Origin of the sequence: Streptomyces sp. NPDC087270, assembly GCF_044744625.1 — a bacterium.
GTDB lineage: Bacteria > Actinomycetota > Actinomycetes > Streptomycetales > Streptomycetaceae > Actinacidiphila.
The window spans coordinates 94523-113298 of sequence record NZ_JBIUYR010000018.1; the positions used below are offsets into that span (position 1 = coordinate 94523).

14 protein-coding genes are annotated in these 18776 nt (G+C 73.7%); 7 read left to right on the plus strand and 7 right to left on the minus strand.

The genetic code is table 11. The features are described 5' to 3' along the window. Positions 1-49: 49 nt before the first annotated feature. Complete coding sequence (locus ACIPAE_RS30420) at positions 50-193, minus strand: hypothetical protein (protein WP_329370884.1); 144 nt, start codon at positions 191-193, stop codon at positions 50-52. After that, positions 190-1287, minus strand: coding sequence for a hypothetical protein (locus tag ACIPAE_RS30425; protein ID WP_402449550.1), 1098 nt, complete (start codon positions 1285-1287; stop codon positions 190-192). Before ACIPAE_RS30425 ends, ACIPAE_RS30420 begins: the two co-directional genes overlap by 4 nt. 29 nt (positions 1288-1316) lie before the next feature. Here ACIPAE_RS30425 and ACIPAE_RS30430 point away from each other — a divergent pair, with 29 nt between their 5' ends. Together ACIPAE_RS30430 and ACIPAE_RS30435 are read left to right on the plus strand one after the other, a co-directional pair. Continuing rightward, positions 1317-1649 carry a hypothetical protein gene (locus ACIPAE_RS30430; RefSeq protein WP_328462388.1) on the plus strand — a complete coding sequence of 111 codons (333 nt, stop codon included), beginning with the start codon at positions 1317-1319 and terminating at the stop codon, positions 1647-1649. A 475-nt stretch (positions 1650-2124) separates the two neighbouring features. After that, positions 2125-3138: an ArsR family transcriptional regulator gene (locus ACIPAE_RS30435; RefSeq protein ID WP_329370888.1), complete on the plus strand. Its 1014-nt coding sequence runs from the start codon at positions 2125-2127 to the stop codon at positions 3136-3138. A gap of 79 nt (positions 3139-3217) precedes the next feature. On the opposite strand, the gene ACIPAE_RS30440 is transcribed toward ACIPAE_RS30435, so the two are convergent. Together ACIPAE_RS30440 and ACIPAE_RS30445 are read right to left on the minus strand one after the other, a co-directional pair. Further along, complete coding sequence (locus tag ACIPAE_RS30440) at positions 3218-3793, minus strand: NUDIX hydrolase (RefSeq protein WP_402449552.1); 576 nt, start codon at positions 3791-3793, stop codon at positions 3218-3220. Further along, on the minus strand, positions 3790-4749 hold the full coding sequence (locus ACIPAE_RS30445) for a LysR family transcriptional regulator (RefSeq protein WP_402449554.1): 960 nt from the start codon (positions 4747-4749) through the stop codon (positions 3790-3792). The genes ACIPAE_RS30440 and ACIPAE_RS30445 overlap by 4 nt, the downstream gene beginning before the upstream one ends. Positions 4750-4862: 113 nt before the next feature. Between ACIPAE_RS30445 and ACIPAE_RS30450 the strand changes: the two genes are divergently transcribed. From ACIPAE_RS30450 to ACIPAE_RS30460, 3 genes are read left to right on the plus strand one after another with little or no spacing between them, the layout of a single operon-like run. After that, a complete protein-coding gene (locus ACIPAE_RS30450) occupies positions 4863-5942 on the plus strand; it encodes an NADP-dependent oxidoreductase (RefSeq protein ID WP_402449557.1) in 1080 nt (359 codons plus the stop codon). 36 nt (positions 5943-5978) lie between these two features. Continuing rightward, on the plus strand, positions 5979-7916 hold the full coding sequence (locus ACIPAE_RS30455; RefSeq protein WP_329374402.1) for an acyclic terpene utilization AtuA family protein: 1938 nt from the start codon (positions 5979-5981) through the stop codon (positions 7914-7916). Between the two features lie 7 nt (positions 7917-7923). After that, positions 7924-8889 carry a pirin family protein gene (locus ACIPAE_RS30460; protein WP_366413711.1) on the plus strand — a complete coding sequence of 322 codons (966 nt, stop codon included), beginning with the start codon at positions 7924-7926 and terminating at the stop codon, positions 8887-8889. 173 nt (positions 8890-9062) lie between these two features. Here the strand turns inward: ACIPAE_RS30460 and ACIPAE_RS30465 are convergent, their stop codons facing one another. From ACIPAE_RS30465 to ACIPAE_RS30475, 3 genes are all read right to left on the minus strand, one after another. Further along, positions 9063-10328 (minus strand): PP2C family protein-serine/threonine phosphatase, encoded by a 1266-nt coding sequence (locus ACIPAE_RS30465; RefSeq protein ID WP_402449738.1) that lies wholly within the window; start codon positions 10326-10328, stop codon positions 9063-9065. A 707-nt stretch (positions 10329-11035) separates the two neighbouring features. Beyond that, positions 11036-12148 carry a lamin tail domain-containing protein gene (locus ACIPAE_RS30470; protein ID WP_402449561.1) on the minus strand — a complete coding sequence of 371 codons (1113 nt, stop codon included), beginning with the start codon at positions 12146-12148 and terminating at the stop codon, positions 11036-11038. 467 nt (positions 12149-12615) lie between these two features. Further along, positions 12616-14643, minus strand: a complete 2028-nt coding sequence (locus ACIPAE_RS30475; RefSeq protein WP_402449563.1) for a hypothetical protein — start codon at positions 14641-14643, stop codon at positions 12616-12618. A gap of 441 nt (positions 14644-15084) precedes the next feature. Between ACIPAE_RS30475 and ACIPAE_RS30480 the strand changes: the two genes are divergently transcribed. Together ACIPAE_RS30480 and ACIPAE_RS30485 are read left to right on the plus strand one after the other, a co-directional pair. Next, the gene (locus tag ACIPAE_RS30480; protein WP_329370906.1) at positions 15085-15921 is read left to right on the plus strand and encodes an AraC family transcriptional regulator; all 837 of its coding nucleotides are present in this window, start codon (positions 15085-15087) and stop codon (positions 15919-15921) included. A 289-nt stretch (positions 15922-16210) separates the two neighbouring features. Next, complete coding sequence (locus ACIPAE_RS30485) at positions 16211-18706, plus strand: RICIN domain-containing protein (protein WP_402449566.1); 2496 nt, start codon at positions 16211-16213, stop codon at positions 18704-18706. The last annotated feature ends 70 nt before the right edge of the window (positions 18707-18776 follow it).

Sequence of the window (18776 nt, forward strand, 5' to 3'; positions counted from 1 at the left end):
GCGGGCGGGCGTGCGCGCGGTCGGTGGGCGGGCTGCCCGCGGTGGAGACCTACTTGCGGCGGCGGGCCGCGAAGATCAGCGCCGTGATCGCGACCACCAGGATCACGGCCACCACGACGAGCACCACCACGTGCCCGCCGCCCCCGCCCCCGCTCTCCCGCGGCGCCACGTCGGCCAGGTTGATCGAGATCACTTCTCCCCCTCCGGGTTCCGGGGCGCGAGCCCCAGGATGAGCATGAGCAGCACCGGGAATTCCAGATACGCGTGGTAACTGGCGATCGCGGAGTAGAGCGAGGTGCCCTGGTCGTAGTCGCTGACGAAGAGGACGGCGAGCGCGGCTGTGCCGCCGATGCCCAGCGCCCAGGCCCAGCGCCCGGTGACCACCGGGGCCCGCCGCTCGAAGGCGGCGGTCGCGTCGGGGGCGTAGCGGGGCATGAACCACACCCACACCAGGTAGTGCATCAGCGCCATGAACGCGAAGACCGTCACGAACCGCTGTCCGGCCTCGGTGTGCTGCCAGGCCGGCGGGGTGTACGACGACGACAGCCGCGCGGTCCACCCCGAACCCGCGCCCATCAGGCCGTCGAAGGCGCCTGACAGCACCAGCGCGGGGATCACCACGATCCAGCCGCACTGCACCGCGCGGAACAGCGTCCGGCCGCGCGGCATGTCGCGCGACCACTCCCACAGGAAGACCAGCGGCACCACGTTGTGCAGGTGGGTCAGCACCACGAAGTGGTAGGCGGGGAAGGCGAGCGAGGTCGCGGCGGCGCCCACGATCACCGGCAGGGCGGCGGCCAGCCGCAGGGGGCGCGAGCGCAGCGCGTACCAGCAGGCCACGGCGAGCAGCACGTAGGCGAGCAGGATCTCCGCGGCCCGGCTCGCGGTGGACGGCGGCAGCAGCCGGACCAGCACGATGCCGGTGATCAGCGCGCCGAGCAGCCGCAGGAACGGCCCGTGCAGCAGACCGTCGAACCGGCCTGCCATGTAACGGAGTTCGAGGACGTTGTGCAGGATGCCGAAGGTCGCGAGGCCCACCACGGCGGTGCCGGCCGGCAGCCGCAGCGCCAGGGCGAGCGTCACGCAGATCAGTACCGCGAAGCCGGCGATCGGCCGCAACCGGCCGGCCTGGCCGAGGCGTCCGCCGAACCCGACGACGGGCAGCCCGCCGCCACGGAGAACGCCGCCGCCGGCGCCGGCGCCGGTGCCGCCGCTCAGGCCGCCCGCGCCGAGCCCGATCCCCGTACCCGTCGCGGCGTCGGCGCCCGCCACCGATCCGCTCGCCATCGGTCCCCTCCCCGTGACACGATCCGGTCGTGTCCTACCCGTCGGCTCTCGCGCTGACCATGGCGGTCGAGGTGCCGGTGTACGTGGCCGCGATCACCACGGCGTCCCCCGCGCGGTACGGCCGTACGGCGGCCGTCGCCGTCATGGTCAACCTTGTGACGCACCCGGTGCTGTGGTGGTTCCTGTCCCGGGTGCCGGCGGGCGGCTACTGGCCGGCGTTCACCGTCGCGGAGGGCGTGGTGTGCCTGGTCGAGGGCGCGTTGGCGGCGTGGTGGTTGCGGCTGCGCGGACCGGTGCCGTACGCGGCGTCGGTCGCGGCGAACGCGGCGTCGGTGATCGCGGGGATGCTGCTGCTGACGTGAACGAGCGGGAACGGGCGGAGCCGGCGTGAACGGGCCTGCCGGTGCGGCCAGTTGAGGTGCGAACGGGCGGCGGCGGGGCGTGTGGTGCGGCGGTCCGGCACCCCCGTGTGTGCCGGACCGCCGGTCGAGGCGCCGTGCCGGCTGCCCCGTTCCCTTCCCGCGTCGCCAACGGCCTTACGCGGAAGCTGTGTTGCGCTGCTCGGCCCGGGACGGTCCCGGCCGTAGCGCCAGAGTGCCGACGGCCCTCGCGACGCCGAACGCCCCGACCGACCACACAGGGCGCCCGGGCCGGCTGTCGCGTGGAGGGCGTCGGCGGGCCGGGGGCTTGCCGTGGCGGAGCGGTCATGCGGGAATGGTGCGGTGGCCGGGCGGGTTGACGGCATTGATTCAGGCAGGGCTGAATCCGGGCCGGCGGAGCGCGCCGGCGGCGGGCGCGCGAGGCGAGCGGTGGGGCACCGCCGCAAGGGGGAAAGTCATGGCGGGAGCGGTCCGGTTCGCCTTCTCCGCGAGCGATGTCGCGCGGACCCGGTTCGCGCTGTCCCCGCTGTGGGAGGTCGTGGCGAGCGTGCGCACCTACCAACTGGCGGGCGGCCGGTCGGCCGTCGGCAGCGTGGCGGGCCGCCGATCGGTGCACCGGCGCTGGCTGGAGGCCGCGGTGCCGAAGGTCGCGGCGGCCGGGCTGGACCGCGGGCTGCTCTTCGACCTGGTGCCGGCCACCGGCTACACCCCCGACTTCATCACCCCGCCACCGCCCGCCGCCGGCGCCGACCTCGCCGCCGAACTGCGGATGGTCGCGGCCACACCGGTCGCCGAGATCCACCGCGAGCTGCGGGCGTTCGGGCTGCGGACCGAGCGGATCGAGGCGATGTACGCCGACCCGGCCGCCGGGATCGCCCGGCTCGTCGCGGAGCTCGACGCGTACTGGACGGCGGCGCTCGCGCCGTGCTGGCCGCAGGTGCGGGCGGTGCTGGAGGCCGACGTCTTCCACCAGGCGCGCAGGCTGGCCGCGGACGGGGCCGGGGCCGTGCTCGGCGACCTGCACCCGCACGTGCGGTGGTCCGCGGGCACCCTGACCATCTCCGAGATGGCCTGTGGCGCGGGTCTGGACCTGGAGGGGCAGGGCCTGGTGCTGGTGCCGTCGGTGTTCACCCGGTCGGGGGTCACCACGTCGGCCGGGTCGCCGGCCGCCAAGCAGCTCTTCTACCCCAGCCGCGGGTGGGGCTCGGTCTGGTCGGCGGAGCGGCCCGCGGTGCCCGAGGCGGTCGCGGCGGTGCTCGGCCGGACCCGGGCGCTGCTGCTCGCGGAACTCGCGGTGCCCGCGTCGACCAGCGACCTCGCCGGGCGGACCGGGCTGTCCGCGGGCGGGGTCAACCAGCACCTGACGGCGCTGCGGGACGCGGGCATCGTCTCGGCGCACCGCTCGGGGCGGTCGGTGCTGTACATGCGGACGGCGGTGGCGGAGTCCCTTCTGGCGGCGGCGGTCGGCTGAGCGGACCCTCCGGGGCGCCTTGGGGGCGTGACTCCGGCGCGAGCACGCGGCGAGCCGCCCGTCCTGCGGGGCGCCGTCCTCAGGTGCGCCGGCGCAGCAGCCGCCGGTACGCCTCCAGGCCGTCGGGGACGAACTCCCATTCGGCGAGCCGCCGTTGGAGCTCCTCCTCGGGAATGAAGTCGTGCCAGGCGACCTCTTCGGGCTGCGGGCGCACCGGGCCGTCGACCTGTACCTCGTAGACCGTGGACCACCAGCTGCCGCGGCCGGAGTCCCGCGTGTAGAGGAACTTGAAGAGGCGGGTGGGCTGCGGCAGCCCGGACACGCCCAGTTCCTCCTCGGCCTCGCGCAGCGCCGTCGCGTCGTAGGACTCGCCCGCGCCGACCACGCCGCCGACGAACATGTCGTACAGGGACGGGAAGACGAGCTTGCGGGCGGTGCGGCGGTGCACGAAGATCCGGCCCCGCGGGTCGCGGGCCAGGATGAACGCGCAGCGGTGCCGCAGCCCGCGGGCGTACGCCTCGCCGCGCGGGGAGGTGCCGACGACGTTGTCGTCCTCGTCGACGATGTCGATGACCTCGTGCACCGACAGCGGGCCGCCGTCGTCGTCGGGACCGGAGGGGCTGCCGGGGGCGGGGTTCGCGGGCGGTTGGCTCATGCCGTGATTGAACCACCGGCCGGCCGGGCCGCTCCGGTCGGCACCGTGGGCGCCGTGGAGCGCAGTTCGCGGATCAGGGCGCGTACCGGGAGGGTGCGGGCCAGCTCCGGGGTGGTGGCGTAGCCGACCTGGCGGGTCGGGCGGCGCGGTCCGAGGTCGGTGACCGCCACGGTGTCCGGCGCGCCGACCAGGGCCAGCGCGGGCATGACCGCCATGCCCAGGCCGCGGGCCACCATCGAGAGCACCACGCTGTCGTCGCCCGCGTCCACCGTCGCCCGCGGTATCCAGTCCTGCTCCGACCACCAACGGCGGGTGTAGGAGGAGCAGTTCTCCGCCCAGTCGATCAGCGGCAGCCCGCGCGGGTCCGCGGCGCCCACCGGGTGCACCAGCGCGTACGGCTCGTCGAACAGCGCGGCCGCGACCAGCCCGGTGGTGTCGGTGGCGGCCGCGTCCAGCGTCGCGATGGCGAGGTCGGCCCGCCCGTCGGCGACCTCTCCCACGGTGCCGCGGCCGAGATCCGGCACGATCCGCACCTTGGGGACGAGGCCGGGATGGCGGGCCGTGAGCCGCGCGAGCGCCGCGGGCAGCACCTGTACGGCGGCGCTGCGGAACGCGGCGATCCGCAACGGGCCGGTCACCTCACCCGTTTCCGCGCCCCGCGCCTCGTCGCCCAGCGACTCCAGCAGCCGCAGGATACGGCGGGCCTGCGCCGCGGCCGCCTCTCCCGCCGCGGTCGGACGGGCGCCGTGCCGGCCGCGGTCGAAGAGCACCACGCCGGTCTTCCGCTCGCACGACCGGACGGCGTGCGACACCGCCGACTGGGTCATGTCCAGGTGGCGGGCGGCGGCGGTGAAGCTGCCGTCGCGCGCCACCGCCACCAGGACGCGCAGTTCGGGGACGGCGAGCAGGCGCGGGTCGGGCGAGGGGGACGCGGCGGATACGGCGGACACGGTCACACCCGGCAGCGTACGTCGGGCACCCGCCTTCCATGAACACCGCTCATGGAAGCCCGCCATCCATCGACGGCGCCGTCTGCCGGTGCCTGCCGCGCCCGCCTAGCGTCACCCGCATGACCGCACCGCAGACCGGCCCCAGCCGTACGACCACGGCCCCCGCCGCCCCGGCCCCCGCCTCCTCCGCCCGCCTCGCCACCACCGTCCACCAGGTCGCCCGCCCCACCGGGATGCCGACGCCCGCCGACTTCGCGTACGTCGAGCACCCCGTGCCGACCGCCGAGCCCGGCACCGCACTGGTCGAGAACATCCTCCTGTCCGTCGACCCGTACATGCGCGAGTCGATGGAGGAGGGCGGATGGCAGCTCGGGGCGCCGCTCGAAGGCCGCTCCGTCGGCCGGGTGCTGCACTCCCGCACGCCCGGCCTCGCCCCGGGCGATCTCGTCTTCCACCGGGCCGGCTGGCGGACCCACGCCGTGCTCACCGCCGACGAGGTGCGGGTGCTGCCGCGGGTCGACGGGGTGCCGCCGCGTGCCTGGTTGAGCGTGCTCGGCGGAACCGGCCTGACCGCGTACACCGGCCTGACCCGTGCTGCCCGACTCCAGCCCGGGGAGCGGGTGTTCGTGTCGGCGGCGGCCGGGGGAGTGGGCACCGCGGTCGGCCGGTTCGCCCGGTTGATGGGCGCCTCGGCCGTCTACGGCAGCGCCGGCTCCGCCGCGAAGGTCGAGCACCTGGTCCGGAACCTGGGCTTCGACGGTGCCTTCGACTACCACGACGGCCCGTTCGCCGAGCAGTTGGCGCGGATCGCGCCCGAGGGAATCGACGTCGGCTTCGAGAACGTCGGCGGCTCCCAGTTGGAGGGGCTCATCGCCAACATGCGCGAGCACGGCCGGATCGCGTGGTGCGGCAGCATCGCCCAGTACAACCACCCCGACCGCCCGCCCGCCGCTCCCCGCAACCTGTACGACCTCGTGCACAAGGCGGTCCGGCTCGAAGGGTTCCTCGTCCGGCACCACCGCGCGCTCCAGGGCGAGTTGGAGGAATTCCTGGTGCCGCACCTGCGTTCGGGCGCCGTCGTGCCGGACGACACCGTCGTCGAGGGCGTCCGCGGCACCGTGGACGCCTTCATCGGGGTCTTGCGCGGCGCCAACACCGGCAAGATGATCGTCCAGGTCGGTGACCCGGAAGCGAAGTGACGGGAGAGTACGGTGACCAGTGCGGCGAACGGTCCGGTGGGCACGACCGCTCCGGGTGAGGGGTCGACGGGCGGCCGCGGCCGGACCGCGCCGCTGCGGATCGCCAACTGCTCCGGCTACTACGGCGATCGGCTCGCCGCCGCCCGTGAGATGGTCGAAGGCGGCCCGATCGACGTACTGACCGGCGACTACCTCGCCGAACTCACCATGCTGCTGCTGTGGAAGGCCCGGCAGCGCGACCCCGACGGCGGCTACGCGGTCTCCTTCCTCGCCCAGATGCGCGACGTGCTGGGCACCTGCCTGGAGCGCGGCATCAAGGTCGTGGTCAACGCCGGCGGCCTCAACCCCGCCGGGCTCGCCGCCAAACTCCGCGAACTGGCCGCGGCCGCGGGGCTGCGGCCCGCCGTCGCCCATGTCGAGGGCGACGACCTGCTCGGCCGGCTGCCCGAACTCCAGTCCCGGGGCCACGAGTTCGCCCACCTCGCCACCGGCCGCCCGCTGGCCTCCGCCGGTGTCGAGCCGGTCACCGCCAACGCCTACCTCGGCGGCTGGGGCATCACCCAGGCGCTGCGCTCCGGCGCCGACGTGGTGGTCTGCGGTCGCGTCACCGACGCCTCCCTCGTGGTCGGGCCCGCCGCGTGGGCGTTCGACTGGGCCGCCGACGACTGGGACGCGCTGGCCGGCGCGGTCACCGCGGGCCACATCATCGAGTGCGGCACCCAGGCCACCGGCGGCAACTACTCCTTCTTCACCGAGATCCCCGACCCGGTCCACCCCGGCTTCCCGATCGCCGAGGTCCACCCGGACGGCTCCAGCGTCATCACCAAGCACCCCGGCACCGGCGGCGCCGTCACCGTGGGCACCGTCACCGCCCAACTCCTGTACGAGACAGGCCATCCCGCCTACCTCAACGCCGACGTGGTGGCCCGCTTCGACACCGTACGGCTCACCCAGCAGGGCACCGACCGGGTCGCGGTCGGCCCGGTGACCGGGGAGCCCGCGCCCGACACCCTCAAGGTCTGCGTCAACCACGTCGGCGGCCACCGCAACTCCGCGGTCTTCGTGCTCACCGGCCTCGACCTCGACGCCAAGGCCGACTTCGCCGAGGCCGCGCTGCGCGACGCCACCGGTGGCCCGGCCGCGTTCGCCGGGTACGACCTGCGACGCGAGCACGGCCACGAGGTCGACCGGCTCACCCTCACGGTCAAGGACCCCGACCCCGGCAAGGTCGGCCGCGGCTTCTTCTCGGCTGTGGCCGGCACCGCGCTGGCCGGCTACCCCGGCCTGTACCTGGAGCACGCCACCGCCCGGCCCACCGAGTACGGCGTGTACTGGCCCGCGCTGATCCCGGCGCGGGAGGTGCGGGCGGTCACGGTGCTCGCCGACGGCACCCGGCTGCCCGTGCCGGCGGCACCGCTGCGCGGGGACCCGTCCGGGGGCCGTACGGATGAGGGCACGCCGGGTACGCCCGGCGGCGTCTCCGCGGGCCGCGTCTCGCCCGGTCTGCGCCCCGACGCCGTCCCCCCGCCGCCGTCGCCGGTCGCGGGCCCGCAGCGGCCCGAGCGCGCGGAACCGTACGGCGGACGGCCCGGCGCGGCGCACGGCAGGACCGTACGGCTGCCGCTCGGCACGCTCATCGGGGCGCGGTCGGGGGACAAGGGCGGGGACGCCAACGTCGGACTGTGGGCCCGCGACGACGACGCGTACGCCTGGCTGCGCGCGTACCTCGACGTGCCCCGGCTGCGCGCGCTGCTGCCCGAGGCCGCCCGGCTGCCGGTCAGCCGCTACGAACTGCCCCACCTGCGGGCCCTGAACTTCGTCGTGCACGACCTGCTCGGCGACGGCGTGGCGGCGTCCACCCGCGCCGACCCCCAGGCGAAGGCGCTCGGCGAGCGGCTGCGCGGCCGCTTGGCGGACATACCGGAGCGGCTGGTGGAGCCGCCTCGGCCGCCGCGGGCACGTCCGGGGGCATGATCGGGCCATGAGCAATCTCGATGTGAAACCGTCCGCCAGCGTCTGCGGCGGCCGTGAGGACGTCTCCGCCGCTCCGGTCCACGAACTGCTCACCGGCCGCACCGTGCCGCTCGGCGAGAGCACGCAGGTACGCCGGTTGCTGCCCAACCTCGGCCGCCGGATGATCGGCGCCTGGTGCTTCGTCGACCACTACGGTCCCGACGACATCGCCCGCGAACCGGGAATGCAAGTGCCGCCGCACCCGCACATGGGGCTCCAGACCGTGAGCTGGCTGCACGACGGGGAGGTGCTGCACCGCGACAGCCTCGGCAGCAAGCAGACCGTACGGCCCAGGGAGTTGGGTCTGATGACCTCGGGGCGGGGCATCTCGCACTCCGAGGAATCCCCCCGCGACCACGCCCGCTACCTGCACGGCGCCCAACTGTGGGTCGCGCTCCCCGACTCCCGCCGGCACATCGCGCCCGCCTTCGAGCACCACACCGAACTCCCCGAGGTCACCGCGCACGGCCTGCACGCCACCGTCATCCTCGGCGAACTCGACGGCGCGGCCTCGCCCGGCACCATCCACAGCCCGCTGGTCGGCGCCGATCTCACCCTCGCCGAGGGCACCGCCGCGCGCCTGCCGCTCCAGCCCGACTTCGAGTACGCCGCCCTCGCGATGTCCGGCCAGGCCGACGTCGACGGGGTCCGCCTCACCCCCGGGTCGCTCCTCTACCTGGGCGCCGGCCGCCGGGACCTCCCCCTCCTCGCCGACACCTCCGCGTCCCTCATGCTCCTGGGCGGCGAGCCCTTCGCCGAGAAGATCGTCATGTTCTGGAACTTCGTCGGGCGCACCACCGAGGATATCGCGCAGGCCCGCGAGGACTGGCACACCGGTGACCGCTTCGGCGAGGTCCACGGCTACGACGGGGACCGCCTGCTCTCCCCGGACCTCCCGCCAACTCCCCTGAAGGCGCGCGGGCGTGAGCGCTGACCTGTTGTTTCCGTGACGCTCCCGACCCGCCCGGCGCCTCCCTGTCGAGCGGGTCGGGGGTCGACTCGCGTCCGCCGACGGGCTTGGGCTCGCCAGGCTCGGAATGGTCCTTGTCATGCTGATGGGCGGGGGCGGGGGCGGGAGCGGGGCGGGGGACCGGAGATCGGACGCTCTCAGACCTCGGATCGGCCGCGCCCGTCAGGCGGGCGGGCCGGCGGCTGCTCGGTGAGCGACAGGCCGGTCAGGGCTGCCGCCGGTGCGGTGTCGTCCACGCTGGGGCCGAGCCACTCGCACATGAACACGGTGGCGTCGTCCTGGAGGTCTCCGTCGTGGTAGTCCATGACGGCCTGGATGAGGCGGCGCAGGGTTTCCGGGACCGGCAGTTGGTCGGCGTGCCGGCGGATGAGGAAGTCGGTGAAGCGTTCGACGCCGAACTCGCTCTCCCCGGGCCGGTGGGCGTCGGTGATGCCGTCGGTGTAGAGCACGATCCGGTCGCCCGCCTGCAGTTGCTCGCGGCAGACGGTGGTGGGCAGTCCCAGTTCGGTGCCCATGGGATGCCCGGGGGGACACTGCAGATGGCTGCTCCAGCGGCTGCCCCGGATGAGGATCGGCGGATGGTGGCCGCGGTTGATCCAGCTCAGCACACCGGTCCGGGTGTCGAGGGTGGCGAGGATTCCGGTCACGTACCGACGGTGCTCGTACTGATCGACGAGCGCGGCTTCCACCGCCTCGCCCTTGGCGACGAGCCCGGCCCCCTGGCGGCGGGAGTTGCGGCAGGCGCCCAGCGCCAGCGCCCCGCACAGCCCTGCGGCCGTGTCGTGCCCCATCGCGTCGAAGAGGGTCAGATGCACCAGGGGACCGTCGAGCGCGTACTCGTACACGTCTCCGCTGATCCGGTAGGCCGGCTCCAGCGCCGCGGAGATCACGACGCGTCCGTCGGCGTACGTGCTCGGCGGCATCAGGTTCCACGCCATCTCCGCCGCGATGGTCATCGGCTCCGTCCGGGTCAGCCGGGCCAGGGTGTCGCTGGAGGTGCGCTTGGCGACGATCAGCAGGGCGAGCAGTGCCGCGAGACGGTCGGCGTCCTCACGGGCCCGGTCGTCGTCGTAGGCGGAACGCACGCGCAGCGCCCCCAGGCGTTCGGTGCCGTCCACCAGTGGGAGCCACCATTCCGTCTGTGCCGCTTCGTGCGGGACGGCGGACATCGAGCGCCCGTACTGGTACGCCCGGCCGGCAGCGGTGCCCTCGATCCGGATGTCCGTGTCGCTCCCCGGCGGGGCACCGTCCTTTCCGGCCAGCAGGTGCAGCTGATATCGGGTGACGTCAGCCACGTAGATGAGCACGTCGGTGAAGCCGGCGGCCCGGGCGAACTCGCTCGCCTTGTCCGCGACCGCGTCGAGCGGCATGAGGTGGCTGGCGTCCAGCAGGTCGGCGAGCATGGCCCGCCCACCGGCTTCTCGGTCCGTGTCCACGGTTTCCCCCTTCGCGGGAGGCTAGGACAGCGCCGTTCCTGACTAGGCTACGACGAAGGCGGCGCCGGCCTGCCCGGCGCGAGTGCTGAGCCGGCGGGCCGGCCCTGGTTCATTGCGGGGAGGAGCGGGCCGGTCGCAGTACGCGTGGGGCGGCGCCGCTCATGATTCGGGTGGTGGGGCCCGCGGAGCGGCGCGGGAGGCGTTGGCACCGGGAGCGGCGCCGTGGACCCCGTCGCCCGGGTGGGCGGTCGACGAGGCGAGGCAAGGGCCCCTGACCGGAGTCTCGGGGCCCACACCTGCCACGGGGAGCGCTCAATCAGTCGGTGCCGAACCGCCATCACCCCTCCAAAGGGGAATCCGCATTCCGTATGTATGTACGTACGTACCGAGGATCTGCGGGCCTTTGTCGAGGGTACGAAGGGTCGCCCGTTACCGCCGCCGGAAGACCGGCGGCCCAGGCACGGGGGCGGCCCTGGAACCGGGCGGACAACCCTTGAGGTCGCCCCGGCGGGAGAGGGCGACCTCCGGGTCCGTCCGGTGACGCTCCCGCCGGGGAGTGCGTCGAAGACGGCGTGTGACCAGCCCTCCCATGGCGCGGCGCACCCTGTCGATGCTCGCGGAGCATGCGCCGAGCCGGGCGACAGCGGGCGGAGAGCGACGGGGGTCCGGCCCCGTCAGCCGGTTGCGCCCCCGGTGCCGCCGCCGTCCGCGCCGCCGATGACGCCCACGGTTCCGCCGTCGTCGGCGCCACCGGTGCTGCCTCCCGTGTCGCCGTCGTCTCCGGAGGTGGCGCCGTTGATCGCGCCCTCGTCCACGCCGACGGTCACACCTGCGTTGCCGCCGCCGTCGTTGCCGCCGCTGGTGACGCCCACCGAGCCGCCGTCGTCGGCGCCGCCGCCGGTGACGCCTACGGTTCCGCCGTCGTCGGCGCCGCCGGTGACGCCCACGGTTCCGCCGTTGTCTCCGCCGCTGGTGATGCCGCCCGTGCCGCCGTCGTCTCCGGAGGTGGCGCCGTTGATCGCGCCCTCGTCCACGCCGACGGTCACACCTGCGTTGCCGCCGCCGTCGTTGCCGCCGCTGGTGACGCCCACCGAGCCGCCGTCGTCGGCGCCGCCGGTGACGCCGACGGTCCCGCCGTCGTCGCCGCCACCGGTTCCACCGTCGGTGCCGCCACCGTTGCCCGTGGAGCTCTCGGGAGTGGGGAGGGCCGGGGTGAAGTCGGCCGCGTTGTCATCGGTGTCGCCGAGCAGGACGCCGCGGGCCACGGATGTGGTGGTGCTCGCCCCGACGGCCGGGCCGCTGCCCTCGTGCACGACAGCGTTGCCGTAGCCCACCAGGTCCTTGACCCGCGGGTCGGCGGCACAGGCGGCGGCCGTCAGGCAGGTGAGCGGAGAGGTGCCCGAGACCAGCGCGACGGTCCCGTCCGTGGCGGACAGGTTGATGGTGCCGGCGGCGTCGGGGGTCGGGAGCGGAAGGGAGCCGCCGGTGTTGGCCCACTCCTGCACCAGGTACCGGGCGCCCCCGACGAGCGTGCCGGTCAGCGGTGTGGCGCGCCATGTGGAGGTCGCGGTCGGCGTTCCGCGCAGGTACTGCACGCTGTAGCCACTCAGATCCAGCGTCGACGCACCGGCGTTGGCCAGCTCGATGAAGTCGTTGGTGTACGTGGCGCCGGAGTTGCCGCCGCCTCCGTACACTTCGGCGATCACGGCGTCGGAGGACGGCGTGGCGGACGCCGAGTGCACCGCGATACCGGCCAGCACGACGGCGCCGGCCACTCCGATCGGCACGACGCTCCTGCGTAGCCGGAGCCGGGATTTCGCCGCCGTGACGTCGGCACGCGTACGTATGGAGTGAGGCTGCGTGGCCTCCGAAGGGCGCGACACCGTGGTTCTCCTTCACCTGCAAGGGACATGACGGCGCGTCCGGCCCGGAGGGGCGGGTACGTGGGCGCCCAAGCCCCAAGATATGCGCGTAGACGGGGCGGTGCAGGGATTCTTCGAAGTTCACCGGTGAATCCGCGTATTTCCAGGACATGGGACCGTGGGCCGGGCCCACCGCGAATTGATCGTGCCGTAGCTGTAGCTGTAGCTGTAGCTGTAGCTGTAGCCGTAGCCGTAGCTGTAGCTGTAGCTGTAGCTGTAGCTGTAGCTGTAGCTGTAGCCGTAGCCGTAGCCGTAGCCGTGGCCGTAGCCGTAGCGGCCGCGCCGCTGCCACCGTGGACGATCTGTGCGGCGCGTTCTGGCAGGGGCGCGGATCAGGGGCGTTCCGCGGTGAGGACCGCGAACTCCCACTGGCCCAGCGGACGGCGCAGGTCGAGGGCGCCGGCGGCGTACCCGATCGGACGGCGCCGGCCGTGAGCGTCGATCTGTACGCCGCCGGCCGGTGCGGGCATGCCGGCCGGCAGCCGTACGGTGACGGCGTCGACCTCGTCGGGCCCGGAGTTCCACACCACCAGCCGCCAGCGCGTGCCGTCGGTGAGGACCTGCGGCGTGAGCCAGGGACCGCCGGACACCCGGGCGTGGGTTCCCGCGCCGAGCCAGTCGACGGCGGCGGACAGTTGCGCCGCGCGCTGCGGGGTCATCCGCACCGCGGTGGTGGCAGGCCAGGGGCAGACCGCGACCCGTCCGCCCAGCGTGTTGCGGTGCAGCACCAGACCGGGGCCGACCGGGCGGCCCGCGCCGTCCACGATCCGGCTCGCGACCCGGGCGCCGGGTACGGGTTCACCGGTCACGACCGGCGGGTGGCCGTTGATGTGCGGGTCGACCGAGATCATCGCGCCCACCCGCAGCGAGAAGTCGGGGTCCTCGCACACCTCGCGCACCGGCAGCGGGTCCGTCGGGCCCAGCCGGCGCACGCCGTTCAGCCCGATCAGCTCCCCGTAGCCGCGTTCGGCGAGGACGCGCGCCGCGGTGCCGTCGAGCAGCAGACCGCCGGCGAGCCAGCCCCGCACGGTGGCGTCGTCGTACGCCCACGCGGACTCGCCCGCGACCGCGTTGACCGGCGCGTCGCCCCTCAGGGTGACGGCGTGGCCGATCGCGCCGAGCCAGCCGGCCCATTCGCGGTGCGGTACGGCCAGCGCGCGCCAGTCGCCCTTCGCACCGCTGCCCTTCGTACCGTCGCCCTTCGCGCCGTCGTGGTGCGTGCCGTCGCCGGTTCGCGCGGCCCGGCCGGTCTCCTGCGACCAGGGCACACCGATCCCGACGGTGCGCAGCGACGTGTCGAAGGTGTCGGCCAGCCAGTCCAGTGCCGGGCGGACCTCGGAGAGGAAGGCGGCGCGCCCGGGGTCGTCGTCGGGGTGGTTGGTCAGGAAGTCGTAGAGGCTGATCGCCAGCCCGTCGCAGCCGAGGATGTGCGCGGTGGCCATCTGGGCGAAGGTCTGCCGGTAGGACTTGTTCCACTGCCCGTACGGCCAGCACTCGATCTCCGGATAGCTGACCAGGCCGGGCGGTTGCTGTGCGCGCTGGGCGTCCAGCAGCGCCGCGTACGTGGGCAGCGCCTCGGCGCCGGCGTCGGAGTAGCCCCAGAAGTGCGGCCGGTGCAGGTCGAATCCGGGCAGCCAGTCCGGCCGGCGCCGTCCTTCGGCCGCGTGCGCCTCGGGGGTGGAGGACATCAGTCCGAGGCGGACCCCGTGATCGGCGGCGATCTTCCGCCAGGTGCCGACCAGTTCGAGCTGGGTGCGGTCCCACATGTCCAGCCACAGCTCGCGCCACGGGTGGGGCGGGCCGGGTGCGGTGCATGCCGCGACCACCTCGTCGCGGGTCGCCCGCGTGCCGCAGGACCGGGCGAACTCGGCCAGGTGCAGCGGGCAGAAGCAGCCGCCCCAGTCCAGCGGTTCGTGGTTGTGCAGCCGGATGTCGTCCTCGATCCAGACCGCGTCGAGGTCCTCGGAGACGTAGCGGCGCAGGGTCTCGGCGAAGTAGGCACGCCACCCCGGGTCCAGCGGGCAGACCACCACGTCGGCGGCGGTCCCGCGCTGGTCGACCATGGGCTGCCAGTCGTCGCGGCGCGGGCGCCCCCAGTCGCAGTGCCCGAGGGTATGGCCGGGGTTCAGGCTCACCGCGATGCCGGCGGATCGCAGGGACTCGCGCCACGGCCGGGTGCGGTCGAGCCAGTGGCCGATCCGGTCGAGCGGCTCGTTGCCGTCGTTGAACTCCATGCCGAACAGGAAGACGCAGAGCTCGTCGGCGCCGGTCCGCTCGGCCAGCGCGACCATCCGCGCGGCGACCGCCGCCGGCTCGTCGGCCGGGTCCGCCTGGACCCGCAGGACGTACCGCGTCCCCATCCGGCTCACCTCCACTCCGCAACCGGGCGGGAGGCCACGCCGCGGTCCTGTCACCACCGGCTCGGCCGAGCCGATCTTGCCCAGGGATCGTGTTGCTTGGCTGCTAAGTTGTCAAGGGCGGCTCGGAGGGAGCCACAGCTCACCGGCCGGATGTGGAGGAGGCGTTGTTCGCTCGCGGGTCGGATTCCGCCCGTGGGAACCCCCGGCTGTCCTGTGGGAACCCCCGGCTGGACGGGCGGCGCGGTCGGTTTGAAGGGGCGGGTGCCGGCCGGCCGGGCCCACGGTCTCCGCTGTCCGGACGGTGACCGTGGGAGGTGGGGCGGTCGAACGGACCCTGGCGAGGCGTCCGGTGCTCATGCCGACATGCTCCACGCGCACCCTGCCTCGCGGGAATGCACGGATGCGGCAAGGACTTGGACGATTGTCGACAGGAGTGGTCGGGTGGATTCCGTCGCGCACTACCGCACGCCGCCGGAGGAGGTGCGGGCGCTGGGAATCGCCGTGACCGGCGCCGGCCGGATTCTGGACCACCCCCCTTCCCGGGTCGAACGCGCCCTGAACTGCCACGCCGGGGTCCTGGTGTACCAGGGGTCGGGCTCCCTCGAACTGCACGGCCACCCCGGGCGCTACCGGGTGCGGCCCGGATCGTTCCTCTGGCTGCCCGCCGGCGTGCGCCACCGCTACGGCCCGTCGGCGAGCGGCTGGAACGAGTACTGGATTCTGTTCGAGGGGCCGGCGGCCAGGAGCTACGCCGAGCTGGGATATCTCGGCGCGGCCTGCCCGGTCGTCGAACCGGCGGACGCCGCGGAGACCTTCGCCCAGTGCGTCCGGCTGCTGGACCTGCTCGCCCGGCCGGAGTCCCTCAGCGGCCATGTGGCCGCCACGAGTTCGCTCCATGCGCTGATCAACGCCGTGGGCACCGGCCGGCGGAAGTCCGCCGAGCCGGGCCGCTTCCGGCGCGACCTCGGCCTGCGCGCCCTGCGCCTGCTGGACAACGCCGAGGGGCCGGTGCGGATCGGCTCGATCGCCAGGGAGCTGGCGGTCTCCCGGGACAGCCTCGCGGTGGCGGTCCGCGAGGCCACCGGCTCCACCCCGACGGTCTACCTGATGCGGCGTCGGATCGACCGGGCGAAGGCGCTGCTGGCCGATACCGACAGTCCGGTCTCCCGCATCGCCCGTGAGGTCGGGTATCCCGATCCCGCCTACTTCACCCGGGTGTTCACCCGGCAGGTGGGAGTCGCGCCGTCGGTCTTCCGCAGGCAGCAGCGGCGCTGTTGAGCGGACGGCCGGGACCGGCGCGCACCTGGCCCTGGCCGCGCGTGGGGCCGGCGCGCTCCTGACGGCTGTCTTGACAGGCGCCGCACCCGACTCCAAGCTGTCCCTGCGTGAGCGGCCCTGCGCGGAACTGCCATTGTCCAAGCAGTTCCGATCATCCAGGGCTCTGCTCGCAGCGTTCCTGCCGCGGTGTCCGGTTGCCCATGTACCGCACGCAGCGAACCTGCCCGCCCTGGCTGCCCGCTTGGTCACCTGCCGGTGCCGGGGCGGGGCCCCAGAGAAGGGACCACCCTTGCCACGCCTCCGAAGGGCGCTCGCGGCCGTCGCCGCGACCGCCTCGCTCCTCACCGTCGGCACCGTGCTGCCGGCCGTGGCGTCACCGGCGCCGGCCGCCGCCTCGTACACCGTCAGCATCGGCTCGACCAAGCCGTACGCCTACGCGGACGACACGCCTGCCAGTGGCTACATCGACAAGAACGGCACGTTCTACTTCCAGTCGTCCCACTCGCTGTACGGCGCGACCGACCCCCGTGAATGGGGCTTCTACACCGGGACCGACTTCGACAGCGCGACCCCGGACAACACGCTCGACACCGCGGTGAACCCGGCCGACGCCAAGGACGCCAACAACGACACGACCTGGCGCTGCAACAACAGCCCCACCGGCCGGGAAGCGACGCCGGCTCCCACCGGCTCCGGCTACTCCCAGGCCAACTACTGCGACCTGCTCGGGGTCTGGGTCGACCCGGACACCGGCGACTGGTACGGCCTGGTGCACAACGAGTTCACCCCGCAGCCCTTCGGCGACGGACTGCACTACGACTCCATCGACTACGCCGTCTCCACCGACCAGGGGAAGGTGTGGAGCATCAAGGGCCACGCCATCACGTCCCCTTACCGCACCACCCGCGGTGACACCGCCACGTTCCCCCAGCAGACCTACGACTACGGCGACGGCGACCAGCGGTTCTACGTGGACACCGCGTCGGGCTACTTCTACGTCTACTACGGCTCGCGCATCGTGCCCAAGGGCGGCGTCGGCGGGAGCATGGGCGGCCTGGAGAACGTCGCGCGCGCACCCATCTCCGGCAAGATGGCGACCGGCAGCTGGGAGAAGTGGTTCGACGGCTCCTGGTCGCAGCCCGGCGTCGGGGGCAGGGAGAGCAACCTGGAGCCGGTCACCGCGGCCGACCCGACCGGCTACACCCCGGTGGCGGACGACTACGACCCGAAGAACACCGGGACCGTGGACCAGCAGATAGCGGCCGGCGAACTGCCCGACCAGTCACCGCTGTTCATCATGAACATCACCTACGACGCCTACCTCGGCCTGTACATCGGCGAGCCCGCGGTGGCCGCCGGAACGACCCAGCCGCAGAAGTACTACGCGACCGACAACCTGGCCACGCAGAAGTGGCACCTGATCGGCGACTCCGGCGGTTACACGTCCGGCTCCTGGTACCGCTGGTTCCTCGACAGCGCCAACAACACCAGTTCCACCATCGTCGGCAAGTCCTTCCGGTCGTACTGCGCCATCGCCTGCTCCCACTCCGACGGTGAGTACGCCAACGAGACGATCGACTCCAGCGCTCCCGCCGCCCCTCCGGTCGACCCGGCCGAGAGCTACCGCATCAGCAGCGGCACCGGCCGGGTGCTCGCGCAGGTCTCCGGCGGTTCGGCCACCACCTCGCTGACCGCGGGACGCCGTTCCGAGCGGGCGGACTGGTCCTTCGTCAGCAACGGCGACGGCTCGTACCAGATCGTGAACGCCGCCACCCGCCAGGCGCTGGGCGTCGACTCCCGCTCGACCGCGAGCCGGGCCTGGGGCACCGGGCCCACCGTCACCACGGTCGGCAGGAGCGGTCCCACCGTCGGCCAGGAGTGGTTCGTCGTGGCCGGCACCGACCCCCGCACCGGCAAGCCCACCGGGACCTACCGGCTGGTCAACCGGTACAGCGAGCTGGTGCTGGGCATGTCCGCGCAGCCCGGCCGGCTCGCCGAGACCACCCCGACCCGCAGTTGGACCGACCGCACCGGTGACGCTGTCGGCGGCAGCCGGTCCGCCGCCGAGCAGACCCTGTCGCTGACCGAAGCCGGGCCGGTTCCGGGTCCGGAGCAGGTCAGCGTCTACACCCCCGGCGCGCAGACCGCCACGGTCGGCACCGCCACCTCGGTGCAGGTCGCAGCGACCGACTCGGCGGGCCGGAAGCTCAGGTACGCGGCGTCCGGCCTGCCGGCCGGACTGACGATCAGCTCCACCGGGCTGATCACCGGCACGCCGACCACCGCCGGCACCTACACCGCCACGGTGACCGCCTCCTCCGGCCGGGCCGGCGGCTCGACCAGGTTCGCCTGGACCGTCAACCCGCGGGCCGCGGACCTGAGCGGAACCCACACCGTCAGCCTGTCCGGCCAGGCGCTGGAGGACCCGGACTCCTCGCAGGCCGAAGGGACGCAGCTGGACACCTCGGCGCTGACCGGAGGGCAGAACCAGAGCTGGACCTTCACCCGGCTGCCCGACGGCTCGTACACCCTCACCAACGGCTCCTCGGGCCAATGTGCCGCGGACAACGGGGGCTTCACCACGCCGGGCACCACCGTGATCCAGTGGCCCTGCCCCAGCAGCGTCAACCTGGACTGGCGGGTGACCGAACTCCTCTCCGGCGCCTACACCCTCACCAGCGTCAACAGCGGCCTGCTGCTGACCACCGCCTCGACCGCGAACGGTGCGCCGGTGACCCAACAACCCGACACGGGTTCGGCGTTGCAGCAGTGGACCATCGAGTAGATCCGCGGGAGGAGCAGGCGCTCGGCAGGGCCTCTCAACCGGCAAGGCCCCCGGCGCACCAGCGCCGGGG